General features: G+C 67.0%; 18 protein-coding genes and 2 pseudogenes. 12 read left to right on the top strand and 8 right to left on the bottom strand.

All coding sequences use genetic code 11. From position 1 onward, the window contains the following. The first annotated feature begins 21 nt into the window (after positions 1-21). The 3 genes and pseudogenes from DYQ94_RS07540 to DYQ94_RS07530 form a co-directional block, all read left to right on the top strand. Entirely contained in the window at positions 22-945 is a 924-nt protein-coding gene (locus DYQ94_RS07540) for a DUF6607 family protein (protein WP_160954900.1), read from the top strand. A 117-nt stretch (positions 946-1,062) separates the two neighbouring features. After that, positions 1,063-1,191: pseudogene (locus DYQ94_RS07535) on the top strand (DUF6607 family protein); the annotation flags it as partial. Positions 1,192-1,308: 117 nt separating this feature from the next. Further along, positions 1,309-1,437, top strand: a pseudogene (locus tag DYQ94_RS07530) (DUF6607 family protein); the annotation flags it as partial. Positions 1,438-1,563: 126 nt separating this feature from the next. Here the strand turns inward: DYQ94_RS07530 and DYQ94_RS07525 are convergent. The 7 genes from DYQ94_RS07525 to DYQ94_RS07495 form a co-directional block, all read right to left on the bottom strand. After that, positions 1,564-1,917 carry a DMT family protein gene (locus DYQ94_RS07525; protein WP_160954899.1) on the bottom strand — a complete coding sequence of 118 codons (354 nt, stop codon included), beginning with the start codon at positions 1,915-1,917 and terminating at the stop codon, positions 1,564-1,566. A 186-nt stretch (positions 1,918-2,103) separates the two neighbouring features. After that, positions 2,104-2,988 (bottom strand): ABC transporter permease, encoded by an 885-nt coding sequence (locus DYQ94_RS07520; RefSeq protein ID WP_126965322.1) that lies wholly within the window; start codon positions 2,986-2,988, stop codon positions 2,104-2,106. Next, positions 2,985-3,824, bottom strand: coding sequence for an ABC transporter ATP-binding protein (locus DYQ94_RS07515; RefSeq protein WP_039530624.1), 840 nt, complete (start codon positions 3,822-3,824; stop codon positions 2,985-2,987). The genes DYQ94_RS07520 and DYQ94_RS07515 overlap by 4 nt, the downstream gene beginning before the upstream one ends. 3 nt (positions 3,825-3,827) lie before the next feature. Continuing rightward, positions 3,828-4,874 (bottom strand): ABC transporter substrate-binding protein, encoded by a 1,047-nt coding sequence (locus DYQ94_RS07510; protein ID WP_126965323.1) that lies wholly within the window; start codon positions 4,872-4,874, stop codon positions 3,828-3,830. An 85-nt stretch (positions 4,875-4,959) separates the two neighbouring features. Beyond that, positions 4,960-5,877 carry a TauD/TfdA dioxygenase family protein gene (locus tag DYQ94_RS07505; protein ID WP_126965324.1) on the bottom strand — a complete coding sequence of 306 codons (918 nt, stop codon included), beginning with the start codon at positions 5,875-5,877 and terminating at the stop codon, positions 4,960-4,962. A gap of 193 nt (positions 5,878-6,070) precedes the next feature. Next, complete coding sequence (locus DYQ94_RS07500) at positions 6,071-8,554, bottom strand: ABC transporter permease (RefSeq protein WP_126965325.1); 2,484 nt, start codon at positions 8,552-8,554, stop codon at positions 6,071-6,073. After that, a complete protein-coding gene (locus DYQ94_RS07495; RefSeq protein ID WP_257998620.1) occupies positions 8,551-9,156 on the bottom strand; it encodes an ABC transporter ATP-binding protein in 606 nt (201 codons plus the stop codon). Before DYQ94_RS07495 ends, DYQ94_RS07500 begins: the two co-directional genes overlap by 4 nt. Before the next feature lie 103 nt (positions 9,157-9,259). Here DYQ94_RS07495 and DYQ94_RS07490 point away from each other — a divergent pair, with 103 nt between their 5' ends. The 3 genes from DYQ94_RS07490 (at position 9,260) to DYQ94_RS07480 (ending at position 12,162) form a co-directional block, all read left to right on the top strand. Further along, on the top strand, positions 9,260-9,928 hold the full coding sequence (locus DYQ94_RS07490) for an arylesterase (RefSeq protein ID WP_184428960.1): 669 nt from the start codon (positions 9,260-9,262) through the stop codon (positions 9,926-9,928). A gap of 104 nt (positions 9,929-10,032) precedes the next feature. Next, positions 10,033-10,746, top strand: coding sequence for a response regulator transcription factor (locus DYQ94_RS07485; RefSeq protein ID WP_002811889.1), 714 nt, complete (start codon positions 10,033-10,035; stop codon positions 10,744-10,746). Between the two features lie 144 nt (positions 10,747-10,890). Further along, positions 10,891-12,162, top strand: a complete 1,272-nt coding sequence (locus DYQ94_RS07480) for a sensor histidine kinase (protein WP_065032031.1) — start codon at positions 10,891-10,893, stop codon at positions 12,160-12,162. A 235-nt stretch (positions 12,163-12,397) separates the two neighbouring features. On the opposite strand, the gene DYQ94_RS07475 is transcribed toward DYQ94_RS07480, so the two are convergent. Further along, on the bottom strand, positions 12,398-13,099 hold the full coding sequence (locus tag DYQ94_RS07475) for an SGNH/GDSL hydrolase family protein (protein ID WP_126965326.1): 702 nt from the start codon (positions 13,097-13,099) through the stop codon (positions 12,398-12,400). Between the two features lie 318 nt (positions 13,100-13,417). Here DYQ94_RS07475 and DYQ94_RS07470 point away from each other — a divergent pair, with 318 nt between their 5' ends. The 6 genes from DYQ94_RS07470 to DYQ94_RS07445 all read left to right on the top strand — a co-directional run bounded on the left by DYQ94_RS07470 (position 13,418) and on the right by DYQ94_RS07445 (position 18,203). After that, positions 13,418-13,798 carry a diacylglycerol kinase gene (locus DYQ94_RS07470; RefSeq protein WP_046345747.1) on the top strand — a complete coding sequence of 127 codons (381 nt, stop codon included), beginning with the start codon at positions 13,418-13,420 and terminating at the stop codon, positions 13,796-13,798. Positions 13,799-14,061: 263 nt separating this feature from the next. Then, on the top strand, positions 14,062-14,694 hold the full coding sequence (locus tag DYQ94_RS07465) for a LemA family protein (RefSeq protein ID WP_046346231.1): 633 nt from the start codon (positions 14,062-14,064) through the stop codon (positions 14,692-14,694). Positions 14,695-15,079: 385 nt separating this feature from the next. Continuing rightward, positions 15,080-15,976: a TPM domain-containing protein gene (locus tag DYQ94_RS07460; protein ID WP_184428962.1), complete on the top strand. Its 897-nt coding sequence runs from the start codon at positions 15,080-15,082 to the stop codon at positions 15,974-15,976. After that, positions 15,976-16,467 (top strand): TPM domain-containing protein, encoded by a 492-nt coding sequence (locus DYQ94_RS07455; protein ID WP_126967011.1) that lies wholly within the window; start codon positions 15,976-15,978, stop codon positions 16,465-16,467. The genes DYQ94_RS07460 and DYQ94_RS07455 overlap by 1 nt, the downstream gene beginning before the upstream one ends. 54 nt (positions 16,468-16,521) lie before the next feature. Next, the gene (gene lgt, locus DYQ94_RS07450; RefSeq protein WP_126967010.1) at positions 16,522-17,412 is read left to right on the top strand and encodes a prolipoprotein diacylglyceryl transferase; all 891 of its coding nucleotides are present in this window, start codon (positions 16,522-16,524) and stop codon (positions 17,410-17,412) included. Next, a complete protein-coding gene (locus DYQ94_RS07445) occupies positions 17,409-18,203 on the top strand; it encodes a thymidylate synthase (protein ID WP_039530607.1) in 795 nt (264 codons plus the stop codon). The genes lgt and DYQ94_RS07445 overlap by 4 nt, the downstream gene beginning before the upstream one ends. Positions 18,204-18,238 lie beyond the last annotated feature (35 nt).

The raw sequence follows: 18,238 nt of genomic DNA, 5'->3' as shown, positions 1-18,238 counted from the left end.
CCACCACTCCCGAGAGTTCCGATGAGCCGAACGTTTTCCTGTTGTATCGTACTGACGCTGAGCCTGTTGCCGTTGATTGCCGCCGCCGATGCCCAGCGCGATCGGCAGAGCATCCTGGCGATGCAGGGCGAATACGCGGTGGACTTTGCCTTCGACGAGACGGTGTTGCTCAAGCCCGGTTACGAGCGTGCATCGGCCATGCGCAGCGGCGCCAGCGAAGTGGTGATCGTGGTGGAGGATTCACCGCGCAAGCTGGTGTTGCAGCATTTGCTGGTCGACGAGAAGAGCAGGCATGTGACCAAGCATTGGCGGCAGGACTGGATCTACGAGGCGCCGCAGCGTTTCGAATTCAGCGCCGATCAGACCTGGACGGTGCATGCGCTGCCCCCGGCAGTCACCGCCGGCGCCTGGACCCAGTGCGTCTACGAGGTCAGCGACGCGCCGCGCTATTGCGGCACCGGTCGCTGGGACTATGCCGACGGCCATCCCACCTGGACCAGCGACCTGAGCTGGCGCCCGTTGCCGCGCCGCGAGTACACCAAGCGCAGCGACTACAACGCGCTCGCGGTGATCAATCGCCACACGCTTACGCCCAACGGCTGGACCCACGAACAGTTCAACACCAAGGTGCTGCGCAAGCCCGACGGCAGCCAGGAAGCGATCGCGCGCGAGTTCGGCTTCAATGATTACCGCAAGACCACCGAGGTCGACTTCGCCCCGGCCTATGCGTACTGGAAGGGCACCCAAGGCTACTGGGCCAAGGTGCGCACGCGCTGGGCAAGGTTCCTTGATACGCCCCCCGGCCTGCACCTGAAGACCAAACCGGACGGCATGGCGATGATCATGCCGATGTTCCAGCAGGCCGAGGCGGTGCAGAGCGGCAAGCGGGTCAAGGACGCGCAGCTTGACGCGGTGTTCGCGCAGTGGGTCGAACCGGCGAACTAGGCGCCCGTATGCCGTAGGAGCGCAGCCGGGCGCGACGTGGCATTCCCGAGAAGGTCCATCGCACCGCAGGACGCTTCTGCGAGGTCGCGCCCTGGTGCGCTCCTACGAGCGAGACGGCGGGGCGCCCAGAGCGATGGGGCCAAGGTGCGCACGCGCTGGGCCAGGTTGCTCGATACGCCCCCCGGCCTGCATCTGAAAACCAAACCGGACGCGGTGTTCGCGCAGTGGGTCGAACCGGCGAACTAAGCACCCGCATGCCGTAGGAGCGCACCCGGGCGCGACGTGGCATTCCCGAGAACGCCCATCGCGCCGCAGGACGCTCTTGCGAGGTCGCGCCCGGGTGCGCTCCTACGAGCGAGACGGCGGGGCGCCCAGAGCGATGGGGCCAAGGTGCGCACGCGCTGGGCCAGGCTGCTCGATACGCCCCCCGGCCTGCATCCGAAAACCAAGCAGGACGCGGTATTCGCGCAGTGGGTCGAACCGGCGAACTAAGCACCCGCATGCCGTAGGAGCGCACCCGGGCGCGACGTGGCATTCCCGAAAAGGCCCATCGCGCCCGGGACGCTCCTGCGAGGTCGCGCCCTGGTGCGCTCCTACCGGCGAGACGGCGCTTGGTCGTTATTCCTTGAACATCAGGAATGCCGCGACCAGGATCAAGCCGAATGCGGCCCAGTGATTCCACTTCAACGACTGGCCCAGGTAGAAGGTCGAGAAGCCGGCGAACACCAGCAGCGTGATCACTTCCTGCATGCCCTTGAGCTGCGGCGCCGAGTACACCGCGCTGCCCAGGCGGTTGCCCGGTACCTGCAGGCAGTATTCGAAGAACGCGATGCCCCAGCTGACCAGGATCGCGATCATCAGCGGCGTGCTCTTGTACTTCAGATGCCCGTACCAGGCAAAGGTCATGAACACGTTGCTGGCGATCAGCAACAGCACCGGATACAGATAGGGAGTGAAGGGGGCGGTAGGCATGACGGCAGACGGCAGCAAAGGGGCCGGCAGCATAAGCCAGCCCCGTTAAGCGCACGCGACCGTGCCGATGAGCCCGGCACGCGGGCTCAGGGCGTTGGTGGCCGGCGCAACACGTTCATCTGCAGCGTGGCCAGGCAAAACGCCTGGCCACGCATCGCTGCGCTCGCAGCGCCTGCGGTCATCCCGCTAACGCTGCATGCCCCAGCGGCGCACGGTCAGCCGCTCGATCGCCTGGAACACCACGCCCTCCACCAGCAGGCCCAGCACGATCACCATCGCCAGGCCGGCGAACACGCGGTCGGTATACAGCTCGTTGCGGTTCTGGAAGATGTACCAGCCCAGGCCGCCCTGGCCGGAGGTGGCGCCGAACACCAGCTCGGCGGCGATCAGGGTGCGCCAAGCGAAGGCCCAGCCGATCTTCAACCCGGACAGGATCGCCGGCAGCGCGGCGGGAATCAGCAGCTGCGCCACGTAGCGCGGCCCACGCAACCCGTAATTGCGCCCGGCCATGCGCAGCGTTTCCGGCACGGCCTGGAAACCGGCGTAGGTGGTCAGCGCCAGCGGCCACAGCACCGAATGCACCAGCACGAACACCAGGCTGCCGGTGCCCAGGCCGAACCACAGCAAGGCCAGCGGCAGCAGCGCGATCGCCGGCAGCGGATTGAACATGGCGGTCAGCGTGCCGAGCACGTCGCGGCCCCAGCGCGTGGAAGCGGCCAGCGCGGTCAGCACGAAGGCCAGCACCACGCCGAGCGCATAGCCCTGCGCCAGTACGCGCAGCGAAGCGCCCACGCGGCGCAGCAGCTCGCCGGACAGCAGCCCGTCGTAGAACGCGCGTGCGGTCTGCAGCGCGCTGGGCAGCATCAGATCGTCGCTGACCACGCGTGCGGCGATCTCCCACACCGCGACCAGCACCACCAGCACCAGCGCCTTGCGCAGCCATGGCGGTGCCTGCCAGCGCGTCGGCGCGGCGGCTGCAACCAATGCCGGGTCCAGCGGCTGCAGGGCGACTTCGTACTCGGCCCGCACCGGTGGCAGTGGCGGCAGCGCGGTGGCGTTGCTGCGGCTCATGGCAGCGCCTCGCGTTGGCGCTCGGCCGGGCGACGCAGCGGCGCCACCTTGGCATCATCCAGGGCGTCGTCGGGCAGGTCGAACAGCAGCCGATGAATGCGCTGCGCAGTCTGCTGGAATGCCACGCTACCGGCGCTGTGCGGGCCGAACGCATGCGCGTTGAGCTCGGCGCGCACCTGGCCCGGATGCGGCGACAACAGCAGCACGCGATTGCCTACCACCAACGCCTCCTCGATCGAATGGGTGACGAACAACAAGGTGAAGCGCGATTGCTCCCACAGCTCCAGCACCTGCTCCTGCATGCGCGAACGCGTCAGCGCATCGAGTGCGGCGAACGGCTCGTCCATCAGCAACACGCGCGGCCGCATCGCCAGCGCGCGTGCAATCGCCACGCGTTGCTTCATGCCGCCGGACAGGGTGTGCGGGTAGGCCTGGGCAAACGCGCTCAGCCCGACCTGCGCCAGGCTGTCGTCGGCACGTTCGCGCGCCTCGGCGCGCGACAGCTTGCGGGCTGCGCGCAGGCCGAACACCACGTTCTCGCGCACCGTCTTCCAGGGCGCCAGCTGGTCGAATTCCTGGAACACCACCACCCGGTCCGGTCCCGGCCCGGTGACCGCCTTGCCATCCAGACGGATCTGTCCCTCGCGCGGGGTGACGAAGCCGGCCACCGCCTTGAGCAGGGTGGATTTGCCGCAACCCGAGGGGCCCAGCAGCACGAAGCGATCGGCTTCATGCACATCAAAACGCACGCGATGGGTGGCGCGCACCACGCGTTGCGCCGAGGCGTATTCCAGGCTGACGTGATCGACCTGCAGCAAGGGTGTAGACGGACTCATCGCTCAGCTCCCGCCCGCAATCAGCGGATCGTCGAAGAAGTAGTCGCTCAGCTTGCTCGGGGTCTGCTTGATCGCGCCGCTGTGCTGCATGAACTTGCCCAGCCCCAGCGTGTTCTGCGGCACCACGGTGAACTGCACTTTCGGGTCCTTGAGGATCTGCAGCACCAGCGCGCGATCGATGCTCGAGCCATTGCGACGCAGGAAGATATCCGCTGCCTGCTCCGGATGCGCGGTGACGAAGCGTGCGGCCTGATCCAGCGCCGCGACGAAGGCGCGATAGGTCTTGGGATTGTCGCGGCGGAATTTCTCGGTGGCATACAGCACGGTGGCCGAGGAGGGACCGCCCTCGATCTCGTAGGAACTGGTCACGATGTGCGCGGCCGGGTTGCGCGCCAGTTCCTGCTCCTGGAATGGCGGGCTGGCGAAATGCGCGGTGATCTCGGTGCGGCCACGGATGATCGCGGCGGCCGCGTCCGGGTGCGGCAAGGCGACCTGCAGCGGATCCAGCTGGTGGGTGCCCTTGTCGCCCCAGCGTTGCTGGGAGGCATGCTGCAGGAAACGCGACTGCACCGACACGCCGGTGGCCGGCACCGCGATGCGGTCCTGCGGGGTGAAATCGCCGATGCTCCTGATGCGCGGATTGTTGCTGATCAGGTAGTACGGGAAGTTGCCCAGCGACGCCACGCCGCGCACGTTCTGGCGGCCATGCGTGCGGTCCCAGATGGTGAACAACGGCCCGACGCCGGCACCGGCGATATCGATCGAACCGGTCAGCAGGGCATCGTTGACGGCCGCGCCACCGGACAGCTGCAGGAACTGCACGTCGATGTCCACGCCGGCCGCCTTGCCCTGCTGCTCGATCAGTTTCTGATCCTGCGCCACGTCCAGCAACAGATAGACGATGCCGAACTGTTTGGCGATGCGCAGCTTTCCTTCGGCCTGCGCATGCGCGCTGTGCAGCAACGGCAATGCGGCCAGGAGCAGCAGCGCGACACGTCGGGAAAAACGTCGGCGCTGCGGACGTGCGTGAGAGGTGACGGTCAAACGCATGCGGCGCTCCAGTCGAGGGGGGAGGAAGAAGGCGCGTTTCCCAGCGCATTACGTGTTGCGAAACGCGCGCGAGGCAGCACCTTGGCTAGAACGGCGCATCGCCTTCGATGGTGGTGCGGTTGAGCCGGCGACGCAGATGATCGGGCGTGCCGGCGGCCAGATGCATGACCGAGCGGTTGTCCCAGAACACCATGTCGTGCGGCTGCCAGCGATGCCGATACACCAGCGCATCGCCGGTGCTGTGTGCGAACAGGGCCTGCAGCAGTGCAGCACTTTCGTCGTCGGGCAAGCCGACGATGCGGGTGGTGAAATGCTCGCTGACAAACAGCGCTTTCTGGCCGGTTTCCGGATGGGTGCGCACGATTGGATGCTGCACCGGCTTCACTTCGGCGATCTGCTCCGGCGTCAGCGCCGGGCGCCACGGATTGCGCGCGCGCAGTTCTTCGTACTTGGCCAGATAGCTGTGCTCGGCACGCAGGTCCCGCACCGCGTGCTTGAGCGCGTCGGGCAGGGTCTGCCAGGCCAGGTGCTGGTTGGCGAACAAGGTGTCGCCGCCTTCGCTGGGCAATTCCTGCGCATGCAACAGCGAGCCCAGGCTGGGGGTGTCCTTGTACGACAGGTCCGAGTGCCAGTAGTGGCCGGCATCACCCAGGCCGATCGGCTCGCCGTTCTCCTTGATGTTGGACACCACCAGCACTTCCGGATGTCCGCGCAACTGGAAGTTGCGCAGCACATGGATCTGCAACGGGCCGAAGCGACGGCTGAAAGCCACCTGCTGCGCCGGCGTGATGCGTTGCTCGCGGAACACCAGCACGTGGTAGTCCAGATGCGCCTGATGGATGCGCGCGAAGGTGTCTGCATCCAGTGGCTGTGACAGATCCAGGCCGATCACTTCGGCGCCCAGCGGGGCGTCGAACGGCACGATCCGGACGCTGGAAGAGTGCTGTGGGGAAACCGCATCGCGCGGCGGCTGCGCACGCGCAGCGGAAGTGATGCTGGCCATGACGGTGGCACCTCGACGGCAACGATGGCCGCCTGGGCCGGCGGCCGGACACACCACTGTAGGCAGTCCGGTCGCCGCTGCGAACGTACGATTGGCAAGGTGCTTATGCGCTGCCGGTATATGCAGCGGTGTGACGGAACGCGGACGGGCGACGCCTGCGCGCCGCCCGTCCGCGGGTTCAACCGACCCGGCCTTAGTCGGTCCGCAGTGCCAACGCCGGCGGCGTGGACAGGATGCGTCGCGTGCCCGACCAGCCGGCCAGCAGGCTCAGCGCAAGGCCAAACGCGCCGCCGAGCAGCAGGCGCGGCCAGTCCGGCGTCAATGCGATCTCGAACGCCTTTTGCCCGACCACCGCACCGATCACCGCGGCGGCGGTCACCGCCAGCGTCGCCGCCAGCAGACCGAGCGCGCCGAACTCCACCAGCACCGCACCACGCAACTGGCCGCGACGCGCGCCCAGCGTGCGCAGCACCGCGCTGTCATAGCGACGCTCGCCGGCGGTGGCCTGCAAGGCCGCCAGCAGCACCAGCACGCCGGCCAGCAGGCTGAAACCCATCACCAGTTGCACCGCCTGCGCCACCTGGTCGATCACCTCGCGCACGCGGCCGAGGATCGCATCGATATCCAGCACCGAAATGTTGGGGTAGTCGCGGCTCAGCGACGCCAGCTTGGGCGCGTTGCCGGGCGGCAGGTGGAAGCTGGAAATCAGGTTGTACGGCGCATCGCCGACCGAGCCCTGGTTGAGCAGCAGGAAGAAATTGACCCGGAACGAGTCCCAGTCGGCCTTGCGGATGCTGGTGACGGTGAAGCTGCGCTGCTGCTCGCCCAGCAGCAGGGTGATGCGGTCGCCCAGTTTGAGCTGATACCGCTGCGCCCAGCCTTCTTCCACCGAAGCCTCCGGCGCGGTGCTGTCGGCCGCCCAGAACTTGCCTTCCAGCAAGGTGTTTGCCGGCGGAAATGCATGCCGCCAGGAGAAATTGACCGGGCGGTTGTCGCCGTCGCCATCGTCGGCCGGATCGCGGTCGCCGCGCAGCGGTGGCTTGTCGTTGATCGCCACCAGGCGCCCGGTCGAAAACGGCTCCACGGCCGCATCCTGCACACCCAGGCCGCGCAGCGTCTGCAATACCGGTTCGGTCTGCTCGGGCTGGATATTCATCAGGAAATAGTTGGGCGTATCCACCGGCAGCCGATCGCGCCACTGCCCAAGCAGGCCGGGGCCGACCACCGCCAGCAGCAGCAGCGCGCACAACGACAGCGACAGCCCGACCAGCTGCACCACGCTCAGCCCGCGGCGCCGCGTCAGCGAGGCCAGGCCCAGCTTCCAGGCGCCGCGCAGGCGGTGCTGGATCGGCCGCAGCAGGGCCAGCAGACCCAGTCCCAGCGCCATCGCCACCAGCGCCAATGCGGCCAGGCCACCCAGCACCCAGCCGGCCAGCACCAGGTTGCCGGTCGCGTACACGGTCAGCGCCAACGTGGCCGCCAATGCCGCGGCGTAGACCAGCAAGGAACTCGGCGGCACCGCGGCAAAGCTGCGGTTGAGCACGCGCATCGGCGGCACGTTGCGCAGCCGCAGTAGCGGCGGCAGGCCGAAGCCCAGCAACAGCACCAGGCCGATGCCTGCGCCCGCCAGGGCAGGGGTGGCCTGCGGCAGCGGCAGCCGGTTCGGGATCAGGCTGCCCAGCGCCTGCACCAGGCCTTCCTGCGCGAGCATGCCTAAGCCGATACCGACCAGGCAGGCAGGGATCGCGGTCAACAGCAATTGCAGCGACAGCATCGCCAGGATGTCGCGCTGACGTGCGCCCAGGCAGCGCAACACCGCCACGGTGTCGATACGCCGCATCGCAAAGCGGTTGGCTGCCAAGGCAGTGGCCACACCTGACAACAGCACCGCCAGCAACGCCGACAGGGCCAGAAAGCGCCCCGCGCGATCGAACGCCGCGCGCATGCCGCGCTGGGTGTCCTCAATGCCGACCAGGCGGTATTCGCTGGCGCGCGGTTTCAGCCACGCACGCAAGTCGGCGATGGCAGCGGGCGCGCCGGAAAACATCAGCCGGTACGAGGCGCGGCTGCCCGGGCCGAGCAGGCCGGCACCATCAATATCGGCGCGATTGACCAGCAGCGGCGGCGACAGCTGCATCAGCTCGCCGGAGGCATCCGGTTCGGCACGCAACACGCCGGTGATGGTGAGATGGCCGGCGCCGAATTCCAGCTGTTCGCCCACGCGCAGGCCCAGGGCCTCCAGCAGGCGGGGATCGGCATAGGCCTGGCCCGGCGGTGGTGCGCCAGCCGGCTTGCCCTGCATGCCGGCACTGTCCGTGGACACCAGCAATTGCCCACGCAATGGGTAGCCCGCGCCGACCCCGCGGATATTGGCCATCTGGCTGGCGTCGCCATGGAACAGCACGCTGGGGAAGCTGACCATGCGCGTGCTCTGCAAGCCACGCCGCTGCGCTTCCGCGGCGAAGTCGGCCGGGATCTCCTGGCGGCCGGTCACGCCCAGATCGCCACCGAGTACTTCGGCCGCGCTGGAAGTCAACGCCAGGGTCACCCGATCGACCAGCGTGCCGACGGCCGTCATCACCGCCACGCCCAGCACCAGCGCGGCGAACACGGTCAGCAGGTCGCCGGCCAGGAATTCGCGGCGCACCGCGCGCGCGGCTTGGCGCAGCACGTTCATGCGGCCGAACCGGGCTGGGCGTGCAGGCGGCCGCTGTCGATGCGGTAGATGTGGTTGCAGCGCTGCGCCAGCGTCATGTCGTGGGTCACCAGCACCAGGGTGGTATCGCTGGTGGCATTGAGCGCAAACAGCAGGTCGCTGATCTGCGCGCCGGTGGCCTGGTCCAGGCTGCCGGTGGGCTCGTCGGCAAACAGGATGCGCGGTTTGGCCACGAAGGCGCGTGCCAGCGCCACACGTTGCTGCTCGCCGCCGGACAGCTGGCGCGGGTAGTGGCGCGCGCGCGCGCTCAGGCCCACCGCCTCCAGCACCTCGCGCACCCGCGCCGGGTCCTCGCGCCCGGCCAGTTCCAGCGGCAGCGCGATGTTTTCTTCGGCGGTGAGTGCCGGCAGCAGATGGAAGCTCTGGAACACGAAGCCCACCTCGCGCGCGCGCAAGGCGGCACGCGCCTCTTCGTCCAACTGGCCCAGCTGCTGGCCGGAGAGCGCGATGCTGCCGCGGCTAGGCAGGTCCAGCCCGGCCAGCAGGCCGAGCAGGGTGGTCTTGCCCGAGCCGGACGCGCCGACGATGGCGATACTGTCGCCTTCACTGACCGTCAAGCTGATGTTGTCGAGGATGTGGAGTGTTCCCTCCGGTCCGCTGACGGACTTGCCGACCTCGCGGACGTCGATGGCGGTGCGGGTGCTGGAGCGGGGGGCCAGACTGTCGATGAGGAATCTCCGAATGCGTGAAAGAACACTGCGATATGGCGCGCTGGTCCTGTGGCTGCTGACACTGTCCCTGCTTGCGCCGGGAATTGCCTCTGCCAAAAGTCCGGTGGCGACCGCACCGATCCTGGTGGTCGGCGACAGCCTGAGCGCTGCGCACAACATCCCGGTGCAGTCCGGCTGGGTCACCTTGCTGGACCAACGCCTCAAGCGTGACATGGCGACGCCACCGGCGGTCGTCAATGCCAGCATCAGCGGCGAAACCACCTCCGGTGCGCTGACGCGGCTGCCCGGCCTGCTGCAGAAGCACCGCCCCGGCGTGGTGGTGATCGAACTCGGCGGCAACGATGCGCTACGCGGCCTGACCCCGGCCCAGCTCAAGGGCAACCTGGAAAAGATGATCCAGCTCAGCCAGCAGGCCGGGGCGAAGGTGCTGTTGTTGGGCATCGATGTGCCGCCCAACTACGGCCCCGCCTACCGCGAGCGTCTGAAGGCGAGCTACGCCGACCTGTCCAGGCAGTACAAGACCGCCTTGGTGCCGTTTTTCCTGGAAAAGGTCGCGCTGCAGCCAGGCCTGATGCAGGCAGACGGCCTGCATCCCACTGCCGCTGCCCAGCCCAGGGTGCTGGAAACGGTGTGGCCGTCGCTGCGTCCGTTGCTCGGGCGCTGACAACCGGCGGCCACCGCGCGCCGTCACAGAACGTTAGTTGGTCTTCACGCCCTTTCCACTGCCGATCCGGCATGTTTCACAAAGCTGAAGACCGAGGAAAGTCCATGCGTCAGACCAAGGAAACGTCCGGCCTCGTGCTGGTCGTCGAAGACAACCGCAATATCTCTGAAATGATCGGCGAGTACCTGGAAGGCCGTGGCTTCGAGGTCGACTATGCGCAGGACGGACTCGACGGCTACCGTCTGGCCGCCGAGAACAGCTACGACGTGGTCGTGCTGGATCTCATGCTGCCACGTCTGGACGGCATCGAAGTGTGTCGCCGCCTGCGTAACGACGCACGCAAGTCCACCCCGGTACTGATGCTGACCGCCCGCGACACGCTGGACGACAAGCTCACCGGCCTGGGTTTCGGTGCCGACGACTACCTGACCAAGCCGTTTGCGATCCAGGAACTGGAAGCGCGCCTGCGTGCCCTGATCCGCCGCGAGCGCCGCCAGGTCGGTTCGGAAGTGCTCAAGGTCGCCGACCTGGTGCTCGATCCGGTCAGCATGCGCGCCACCCGCGCCGGCACCGAGCTGCAGCTCTCGCCGATCGGCCTGCGCCTGCTCACCATCCTGATGCGCGAGTCGCCGCGGGTGGTCACCCGCCAGGAAATCGAGCGCGAGATCTGGGGCAACGGGTTGCCGGATTCGGACACCCTGCGCAGCCATCTGTACAACCTGCGCAAGATCATCGACAAGCCGTTCGACCGTCCGTTGCTGCACACCGTGCAGAGCGCCGGCTATCGCATCGCCGACATCGCCCAGCCGATGGCCTGATGTCACCGGCCGGCCGCCGTTCTGGCGGCCGGTCACCTCCTCTAGGCGCCCACGCGCCTGTCGCTTCCGCGTGCTGCCGTCTGGCTGCACGACGGGCTTACGGAAGCGTTGCCTATAATCCGGCGCTCTCCCCTGGATGCAGCAATGCCGCACGGGCTTCCACGAAAAATACGTCTCGCCTTCCTGCTGCAGGTCGCCCTGGCGAGCCTGGCGATCGTGCTGGGCGGCTATCTGCTGTCCTTCGTGATCAAGTACAGCCTGGTGCGCACCGTGCTTGCCGACGAGGCAGTGCATTTCTGGCGCCTGCACAAGAGCGCGCCGAGCAATCCGCCGCCGAATACACGCAACATCCAGGGCTATTTTTCGCCCGCCGGCCAGGGCCGCGATCCTGCGCCCGCGGCGTTGCGGCAGTTGTCGCCGGGCTTCAGCGAAGTGGCCGCCGCCGACGCCCTGGTGTATGTCGACCAACGTCCGGAAGGGCGCTTGTACCTGGTGTTCCCACGCTCGCGCGCGGCGCACCTGACACTCTGGTTCGGGGTGGTGCCGGCGATGCTGGTGCTGCTGGCGATCTATGGCGTGTTCTGGGTGACCTACCGGATTTCCAAGCGGCTGGTCTCGCCGATCAGCTGGCTGGCGCGGCGCGTGTCGCAGTGGGATCCGCGCAATCCCGATGTCGACGAACTGGCGCCGGAGCGGTTGCCTGCCGATCTGCAGGGTGAGACGCGGCAATTGGCCGCCGCGCTGCATGCGCTGGGGCAGAGGGTCAGCGACCATGTCGCACGGGAGCGCAATTTCACGCGCGATGCCAGCCATGAGCTGCGCACACCGTTGACGGTGATCCGGGTGGCCAGCGACATGGCGCTGGCCGACGACGAACTGTCGCAGCGCACCCAGCGCAGCCTGCGCCGGATCCAGCGTGCCGGCCGCGACATGGAAGCGGTGATCGACGCCTTCCTGATCCTGGCGCGCGAGGCCGAGATCGACCCGCAAAGCGAAACCTTCGATGCCGCCGAACTGGCCAGCGAGGAAGTCGACAGCGCCCGCGAACTGCTGGGCGACAAGCCGGTGTCCCTGACGATGGTTGGCGACCGCAGCCTGCAGATGTTCGCCCCGCCGCGGGTGATGCGCGTGGTGCTCAGCAACCTGCTGCGCAATGCCTGCGCCTACACCGACACCGGCAGCATCGAGGTGGAAGTCACCCAGGACCGCATCATCGTGCGCGATACCGGCATCGGCATGAGCGAGGAAGCGCGCGCGCGCGCATTCGAGCCGTTCTTCCGCGCCGATCCCACCCGCCCGCAGGGCACCGGTCTGGGCCTGTCGATCGTGCGCCGCCTGTGCGATCGCTTCGGCTGGCGGATCGAGCTGCATAGCGAGTCCGGTGTCGGCACCTCGGTTGCAGTGGTGGTGGCCTGAGGTCGTGGTGGCGTTAGCGACATGCGGGTCGCCTGGAATCGTCTGCTGACGAGGCAGGCGCGCTGCATGCGCCTGGGGCGCTGTTTGCGGTTGCGATGATGGTGTTTTCGACTGCGCTGCATTGATCCCGCGCGCTGTGGCGATCCACCGCAGAGGCCAGCTGCATCTGCAGGATCGCTTGCCGCAATTGATCGACCGATCTGGCAAGCGCCTCGCCAGATCGATCCGCAGGGCGCTACTTCTGCTCCAACACCGGGGCCACCGCCTTGCGCCAGATGGCATAGCCATCGGCGGTCATATGCAGCATGTCCTGGCGAAACAGCTCGGCGCGCGGTTTGCCGTCGGCGTCGAGCATCGGCGTGTATACGTCCACGTAGTCCACGCGCGGCAGCGGCGCGAGTGCGTCCTTGATCAGGCGGTTGGCAGTGACGATCGAAGGCAGCAGATGCGCGCGCGACGGGCTGGGTTTGATCGACAGATAGCTGATGCGCGCGGTGGGCACATCACGGCGGATGCGCTGCACGAATGCCAGCACGTCGTCGCGCACCTGCTGCGGCGTGCGGCCGCTGTTGAGATCGTTGTCGCCGGCATACAGCACCACCTGGCGCGGCGCATACGGGACCACGATGCGATCGGCGTACCAGGTGCTGTCGCGCACTTCCGAACCGCCGAAGCCGCGATTGATCACCGGCATGCCGGGGAAATCCTGGGCCAGCGTGTCCCAGAAACGGATCGACGAACTGCCGACGAAGACGATGCCGTGCTTGGGCGGCGGTTGTTGCGCATCACTGTCGGAAAAGCGCCGCATGTCGTCTTCCCAGGCGGCGTTGGACACCTGCGCCGGTATCTGTGGCGCGGTGTGCGGGGCGGCGGCGTGGACGTGGCCGGACAACAAGGCAAGCGCGCACAGCAGCGTGCGCAAGGGATGTTTGGTCATGCGAAAGAACCTGCGACAGTGAAGCGGACCACCATGGTGCGACAGGCTGTAAGCCCAGGGCAAACCGGCGGGCGTCCAGCGCCTGCCACGGGTTGCTCGCAGAGCCTGCCGCCGGGCCTGCACCGGCAATGTGGAAAAGATTGCGCCATGCGGCAGCATCTGACGGCCTTGCAGGCCCAACGCCAGCTGTTGCGGCACCTGGTCACGCCCTGGCGGCGCGCTACACGACGGTGCAAGATTCGCACTTTCCCCAGCAGTGACCACGCCATGCGTTCGAGCCGTCCCCAGATATGCCCTTGCGGCCGGAAGCACTGACGCATGGCCGATCAACTGGGACACGTGCCACGCGGTCCGCGCCGCATGCTCAAGGCAGCGGTCTGGTCATGGCAGGGCCTGCGCGCGGCATGGCTGCACGAATCCTCGTTTCGGCTGGAGGTGTGCCTGGCGGTAGTGCTGCTGCCGCTGGGGCTGTGGCTTGGCCAGTCCGGCCTGGAACGCATTGCGCTGATCGCGCCGTTGCTGATCGTGCTGGCCGCCGAACTGCTGAACTCGGCCATCGAGGCGGTGATCGAACGTTACGGCCCCGAGCACCACGTGCTGGCCGGCCGCGCCAAGGACATGGGCTCGGCTGCGGTGTTCCTGCTGCTGATCAATGTGCTGCTGTGCTGGGGACTGATCCTGCTGCCGCGCTTGCTCTGAAGAGTGTGGGCTGCGCGACGCGCAGCCGCCAGTCGGCTTCTGTAGGCGACTGGATTGGCAGGTGCATGGAGACCTTCGTTGCGATGGGACGCACCGGATCGCGCCAGCTGACGTATCAACCTGTCACGCGGCATGCAGCGACTGCTTCTGCCGATGGCCGGGCGTCATCTTGCCTGGCCGAATCGCCTGCCAGGCGCACGCGTGCATGCCGGCTTGACTCGCCGCGTGGCATGCTGCGGCTCTCTTTCAACGGAATCGCCTGCATGCCCGTCCTGATTCGCGCCCTGGTGTTGCTGATCCTGACCGTCTCGCTGTCCGGTTGCGGCTACAACGCGATCCAGCAGAAGGAAGAAGGCGTCAAGGCAGGTTGGTCGGAGGTGCTGAATCAGTATCAGCGTCGCGCCGACCTGATTCCCAATCTGGTGCGCACCGTGCAGGGCTATGCCCAGCAGGAGCGCCAGGTGCTGACCGAGGTGACCAATGCGCGCTCGCGGGTCGGGCAGATCCAGGTCAATGCCGACGACGAAGCCTCGCTCAAGCAGTTCCAGCAGGCGCAGGGCGAACTCGGCAGCGCACTGTCGCGCCTGTTGGTGGTCAGCGAAAACTATCCGCAGCTGAAATCCGACCAGTCGTTCCGCGATCTGCAGGTGCAGCTGGAAGGCACCGAAAACCGCATCACCGTGGCGCGCGGTCGCTACATCCAGACGGTGCAGGAGTACAACACCTACATCCGTTCGTTTCCGCAGGTGATCACCGCCAAGATCTTCGGCTACCAGCCCAAGCCCAATTTCAGCGTGGAAAACGAGGCGCAGATTTCGCGCGCACCGCAGGTGGATTTCGGTAATCAGCAGGCGCCGCAGCAGCAACCTGCGCAGCAACCGCAGCCCGCGCAGTAAACACATGCACATTGCGCAGTACCAAATACTGCGCAATGTGCCGCACGGCATGTCGAGGCAATCGTTAGGTTTGCGATGGCAACCCATCGATCGTCAGTTGGATCAATGCCAACTTTCAGGAGCGGCACATCAAGCCTCTCTGCCTTGGGGGCGATAAGGCACGGCTTGCGCGCCGCTGGCGCACGTGCCTTGGAGCGGCCACGCTGCTAACGAGGGCTGGGGCGCGGTGCGGGGGAGGGTACTAGGCGAAACCTGTGCGTTATTCATTCACACGAGGCTTCGCTCGCATCCTCATCCGCCCCTTCGGGCAGCTTCTTCCGCAGGGAGAAGGATCAGTCAAGCCAGTGCCGATGACGTGTCAGTGCTAATCAGCCAGGAGTTGCGAATGCGGAAGAACTACATGCGGGTGTTCTGGATGTTGGCGCTGTTGCTGTTGCCGGCCTCGCTGCTGGCGCAGGATCTGGCAGCCATTCCGCCACTGCGTTCGCCCCTGGTCGATACCACCGGCACATTGGACGCCACGCAGACCCGGCAACTCGAGCAGCAGGCGCTGGCCTTGCAGCAGCGCAAGGGCGCGCAGTTGCAGGTCCTGATCGTGCCGACAACGCAGCCGGAGCCGATCGAGCAGTACACCCAGCGCGTGTTCGACCAGTGGAAGATCGGCCGCAAGGGCGTGGACGACGGTGTGTTGCTGCTGGTGGCCAAGGACGACCGCCGGGTGCGGATCCAGCCCGGCTACGGCCTGGAAGGCGCGATCCCCGACATCACGGCCAACCGCATCATCCAGGAGTATCTGGCGCCGCGCTTCCGTGAGGGCGACTACGCCGGTGGCATCAGTGCGGCGACTGCGACGCTGGCCGGCCTGATCGAGGGCGAGGCCTTGCCCGCGCCGGTCAGCGGGCACGCCGATGGCGGCGCGGGCAATGGCTCGGATGGCGGCGGCTGGATCATGGCCTTGTTCATCGGTTTTGTGGTCGCGATGGTGGCGCGCGGCATTCTTGGTGCCCTGCCACGGCCGCTGCGCGCGCTGCTGACCGGCGTCGCCGCCGGTGGCGCCGCCTTGCTGTTTACCTCGCTGCTGTTCGCCAGCGCCGGCGCTGCGGTGATCGGGCTGCTGGCCGGCCTGGCGTCCGGTTCGCCGGGGCGCTTTGTCGGCGGCGGTGGCTGGGGCGGTGGTGGATTCGGTGGCTTTGGAGGCGGTGGCCGCGGCGGTTTCGGTGGCGGCGGCTGGGGTGGTGGTGGCGGATCATCGGGAGGCGGTGGCGCCTCGGGGAGCTGGTAATGCGGTGGCTCAGGCATGTCTTCGCGCCCTCGGCGCAGCGCAGTTTCCCGGCCAGCTGCATGGACGCGATCGCCGCGGCGGTTGCCGCCAGCGAGCGCACCCATACCGGCCAGGTCATGGTGGCGGTGGAAGCCGACCTACCGCTGAGCGCGCTATGGCGCGGTCACACCGCGCGCCAGCGTGCCGAGCAGGCCTTCGCGCAATTGCGCACCTGGGACACCGAAGCCAACAACGGGGTGCTGCTGTATCTGCTGCTGGCCGACCACGCCATCGAAGTGGTCGCCGACCGTGGGCTGCGCAGCCGGGTGCCGGAGGCGCAGTGGGCCGAGGTGTGCCGGCGCATGCAGCAGTTCCTGCGCGAGGGCGAGCACGAGGCGGCGGTGCTGGCCGGAATCGAGGCGGTGACCGAACTGTTGACCGAGCATTTTCCTGCCGCTGCCGGCTCCCAGCATGAAGATGAGCTGCCCGATCGTCCCCAGCTCTTAGGCTGAACGCGTGCGAGGTGTCAGAATAGACGCCTCGCTTTTTTGTGATCCGCGGTCCGCATGATCTATCTGCACGCCATCGACCCCATCGCCTTCTCGCTTGGACCGGTGCAGGTGCACTGGTACGGGTTGATGTACCTGGCTGCGTTCTTCTCTGCCTGGGCACTGGGGCGCTCGCGTATCCTGCGCGGCCGCCTGCCGGGCGTGGACATGGACGGATTTTCCGACCTGTTGTTCTACGGCATGCTCGGCGTGGTGCTGGGCGGGCGCATCGGCTACATGCTGTTCTATGCGTTCGACAGCCTGCTGGCCAACCCGTTGATCCTGTTCAAGGTGTGGCAGGGCGGCATGAGCTTCCACGGCGGCCTGCTGGGCGTGCTGATTGCCTGCGGGCTGTGGGCGCGCAAGCACCGGCTGCACTTCTTCGACGTGATGGATTTCGTGGCGCCGTTGGTGCCGCTGGGCCTGGGCTTCGGGAGGCTTGGCAATTTCGTCGGCGGCGAGCTGTGGGGCAAGTTCACCGATGCCGGCTGGGGCGTGATCTTCCCGCTTGCGCCGGAACTGGCCGGCAGGTTGCCGGCAGAACTCCAGGCGCAGTACGCCGCCGGTGCGTTGAACCAGTTCGCGCGGCATCCTTCGCAGCTCTACGAGGCGGCGCTGGAAGGCGTGGTGATGTTCGTGGTGCTGTGGACCTTCTCGATGAAGCCGCGCGCACGCTATGCGGTGTCGGGGATGTTCGCGCTGCTGTACGGCGTGTTCCGTTTCATCGTGGAATTCGTGCGCGTGCCGGATGCACCGATCGGCTACCTGGCCTTCAACTGGCTGACGATGGGGCAGATCCTGAGCCTGCCGTTGATCATCGGCGGCCTGGTGTTGCTGGCGATGTCGCGCCGCGCGCCGGTGCTGCAGCCGATGCTGGCGCAGACCGCGGGCGCGGAGGCGGCCAAGTGAAGCCCTATCTGGACCTGCTGCAGCATGTGCTGGAACACGGCGCCGAGAAGTCCGATCGCACCGGTACCGGCACGCGCAGCGTGTTCGGCTGGCAGATGCGCTTCGACCTCAATGATGGCTTTCCGCTGGTCACCACCAAGAAGCTGCACCTGCGCTCGATCATCCATGAGCTGCTGTGGTTCCTGCAGGGCGACACCAACATCGGCTATCTCAAGGACCACCAGGTCCGCATCTGGGACGAATGGGCCGACGACAACGGCGATCTCGGCCCGGTTTACGGCAAGCAGTGGCGGCGCTGGACCGGCCCGGACGGCGTCGAGATCGACCAGATGCAATGGCTGGTGGACGAGATCAAGCGCAACCCGGATTCGCGCCGGCTGGTGATCAGCGCCTGGAATGTCGGCGAGCTGCCGCAGATGGCCTTGATGCCGTGCCACAGCCTGTTCCAGTTCTATGTGGTGAACGGCAAGCTCAGCTGCCAGCTGTATCAGCGCAGCGGCGACATCTTTCTCGGTGTGCCGTTCAATATCGCCAGCTATGCACTGCTGACGCACATGGTGGCGCAGGCCACCGGCCTGGGCGTGGGCGATTTCGTGCACACGCTGGGCGATGCGCACCTGTATTCGAATCACTTCGCGCAGGCGCGCGAGCAACTGACCCGCACACCGCGCGCGCTGCCGCGCCTGCGCCTGAATCCCGCCGTGACCGACCTGTTCGCGTTCCGCTTCGAGGACATCGCCATCGAGGGTTACGACCCGCATCCGGCAATCAAGGCGCCGGTGGCGGTGTGAGCGTCGCTTGGCTGGCGAGTGATGCCACACATTGA

The organism is Xanthomonas sp. LMG 8993 (genome assembly GCF_009835065.2).
GTDB classification, from domain to species: domain Bacteria; phylum Pseudomonadota; class Gammaproteobacteria; order Xanthomonadales; family Xanthomonadaceae; genus Xanthomonas; species Xanthomonas arboricola.
The sequence above is the reverse complement of the archived record's forward strand: the minus strand, read 5'-3'. Positions and strand labels throughout refer to the sequence as shown.

Coding starts and splice junctions, on each gene's coding strand:
- DYQ94_RS07540 (WP_160954900.1), top strand. CDS start 22: ATGAGCCGAACGTTTTCCTGTTGTATCGTACTGACGCTGAGCCTGTTG.
- DYQ94_RS07525 (WP_160954899.1), bottom strand. CDS start 1,917: ATGCCTACCGCCCCCTTCACTCCCTATCTGTATCCGGTGCTGTTGCTG.
- DYQ94_RS07520 (WP_126965322.1), bottom strand. CDS start 2,988: ATGAGCCGCAGCAACGCCACCGCGCTGCCGCCACTGCCACCGGTGCGG.
- DYQ94_RS07515 (WP_039530624.1), bottom strand. CDS start 3,824: ATGAGTCCGTCTACACCCTTGCTGCAGGTCGATCACGTCAGCCTGGAA.
- DYQ94_RS07510 (WP_126965323.1), bottom strand. CDS start 4,874: ATGCGTTTGACCGTCACCTCTCACGCACGTCCGCAGCGCCGACGTTTT.
- DYQ94_RS07505 (WP_126965324.1), bottom strand. CDS start 5,877: ATGGCCAGCATCACTTCCGCTGCGCGTGCGCAGCCGCCGCGCGATGCG.
- DYQ94_RS07500 (WP_126965325.1), bottom strand. CDS start 8,554: ATGAACGTGCTGCGCCAAGCCGCGCGCGCGGTGCGCCGCGAATTCCTG.
- DYQ94_RS07490 (WP_184428960.1), top strand. CDS start 9,260: ATGAGGAATCTCCGAATGCGTGAAAGAACACTGCGATATGGCGCGCTG.
- DYQ94_RS07485 (WP_002811889.1), top strand. CDS start 10,033: ATGCGTCAGACCAAGGAAACGTCCGGCCTCGTGCTGGTCGTCGAAGAC.
- DYQ94_RS07480 (WP_065032031.1), top strand. CDS start 10,891: ATGCCGCACGGGCTTCCACGAAAAATACGTCTCGCCTTCCTGCTGCAG.
- DYQ94_RS07475 (WP_126965326.1), bottom strand. CDS start 13,099: ATGACCAAACATCCCTTGCGCACGCTGCTGTGCGCGCTTGCCTTGTTG.
- DYQ94_RS07470 (WP_046345747.1), top strand. CDS start 13,418: ATGGCCGATCAACTGGGACACGTGCCACGCGGTCCGCGCCGCATGCTC.
- DYQ94_RS07465 (WP_046346231.1), top strand. CDS start 14,062: ATGCCCGTCCTGATTCGCGCCCTGGTGTTGCTGATCCTGACCGTCTCG.
- DYQ94_RS07460 (WP_184428962.1), top strand. CDS start 15,080: ATGCGGAAGAACTACATGCGGGTGTTCTGGATGTTGGCGCTGTTGCTG.
- DYQ94_RS07455 (WP_126967011.1), top strand. CDS start 15,976: ATGCGGTGGCTCAGGCATGTCTTCGCGCCCTCGGCGCAGCGCAGTTTC.
- lgt (WP_126967010.1), top strand. CDS start 16,522: ATGATCTATCTGCACGCCATCGACCCCATCGCCTTCTCGCTTGGACCG.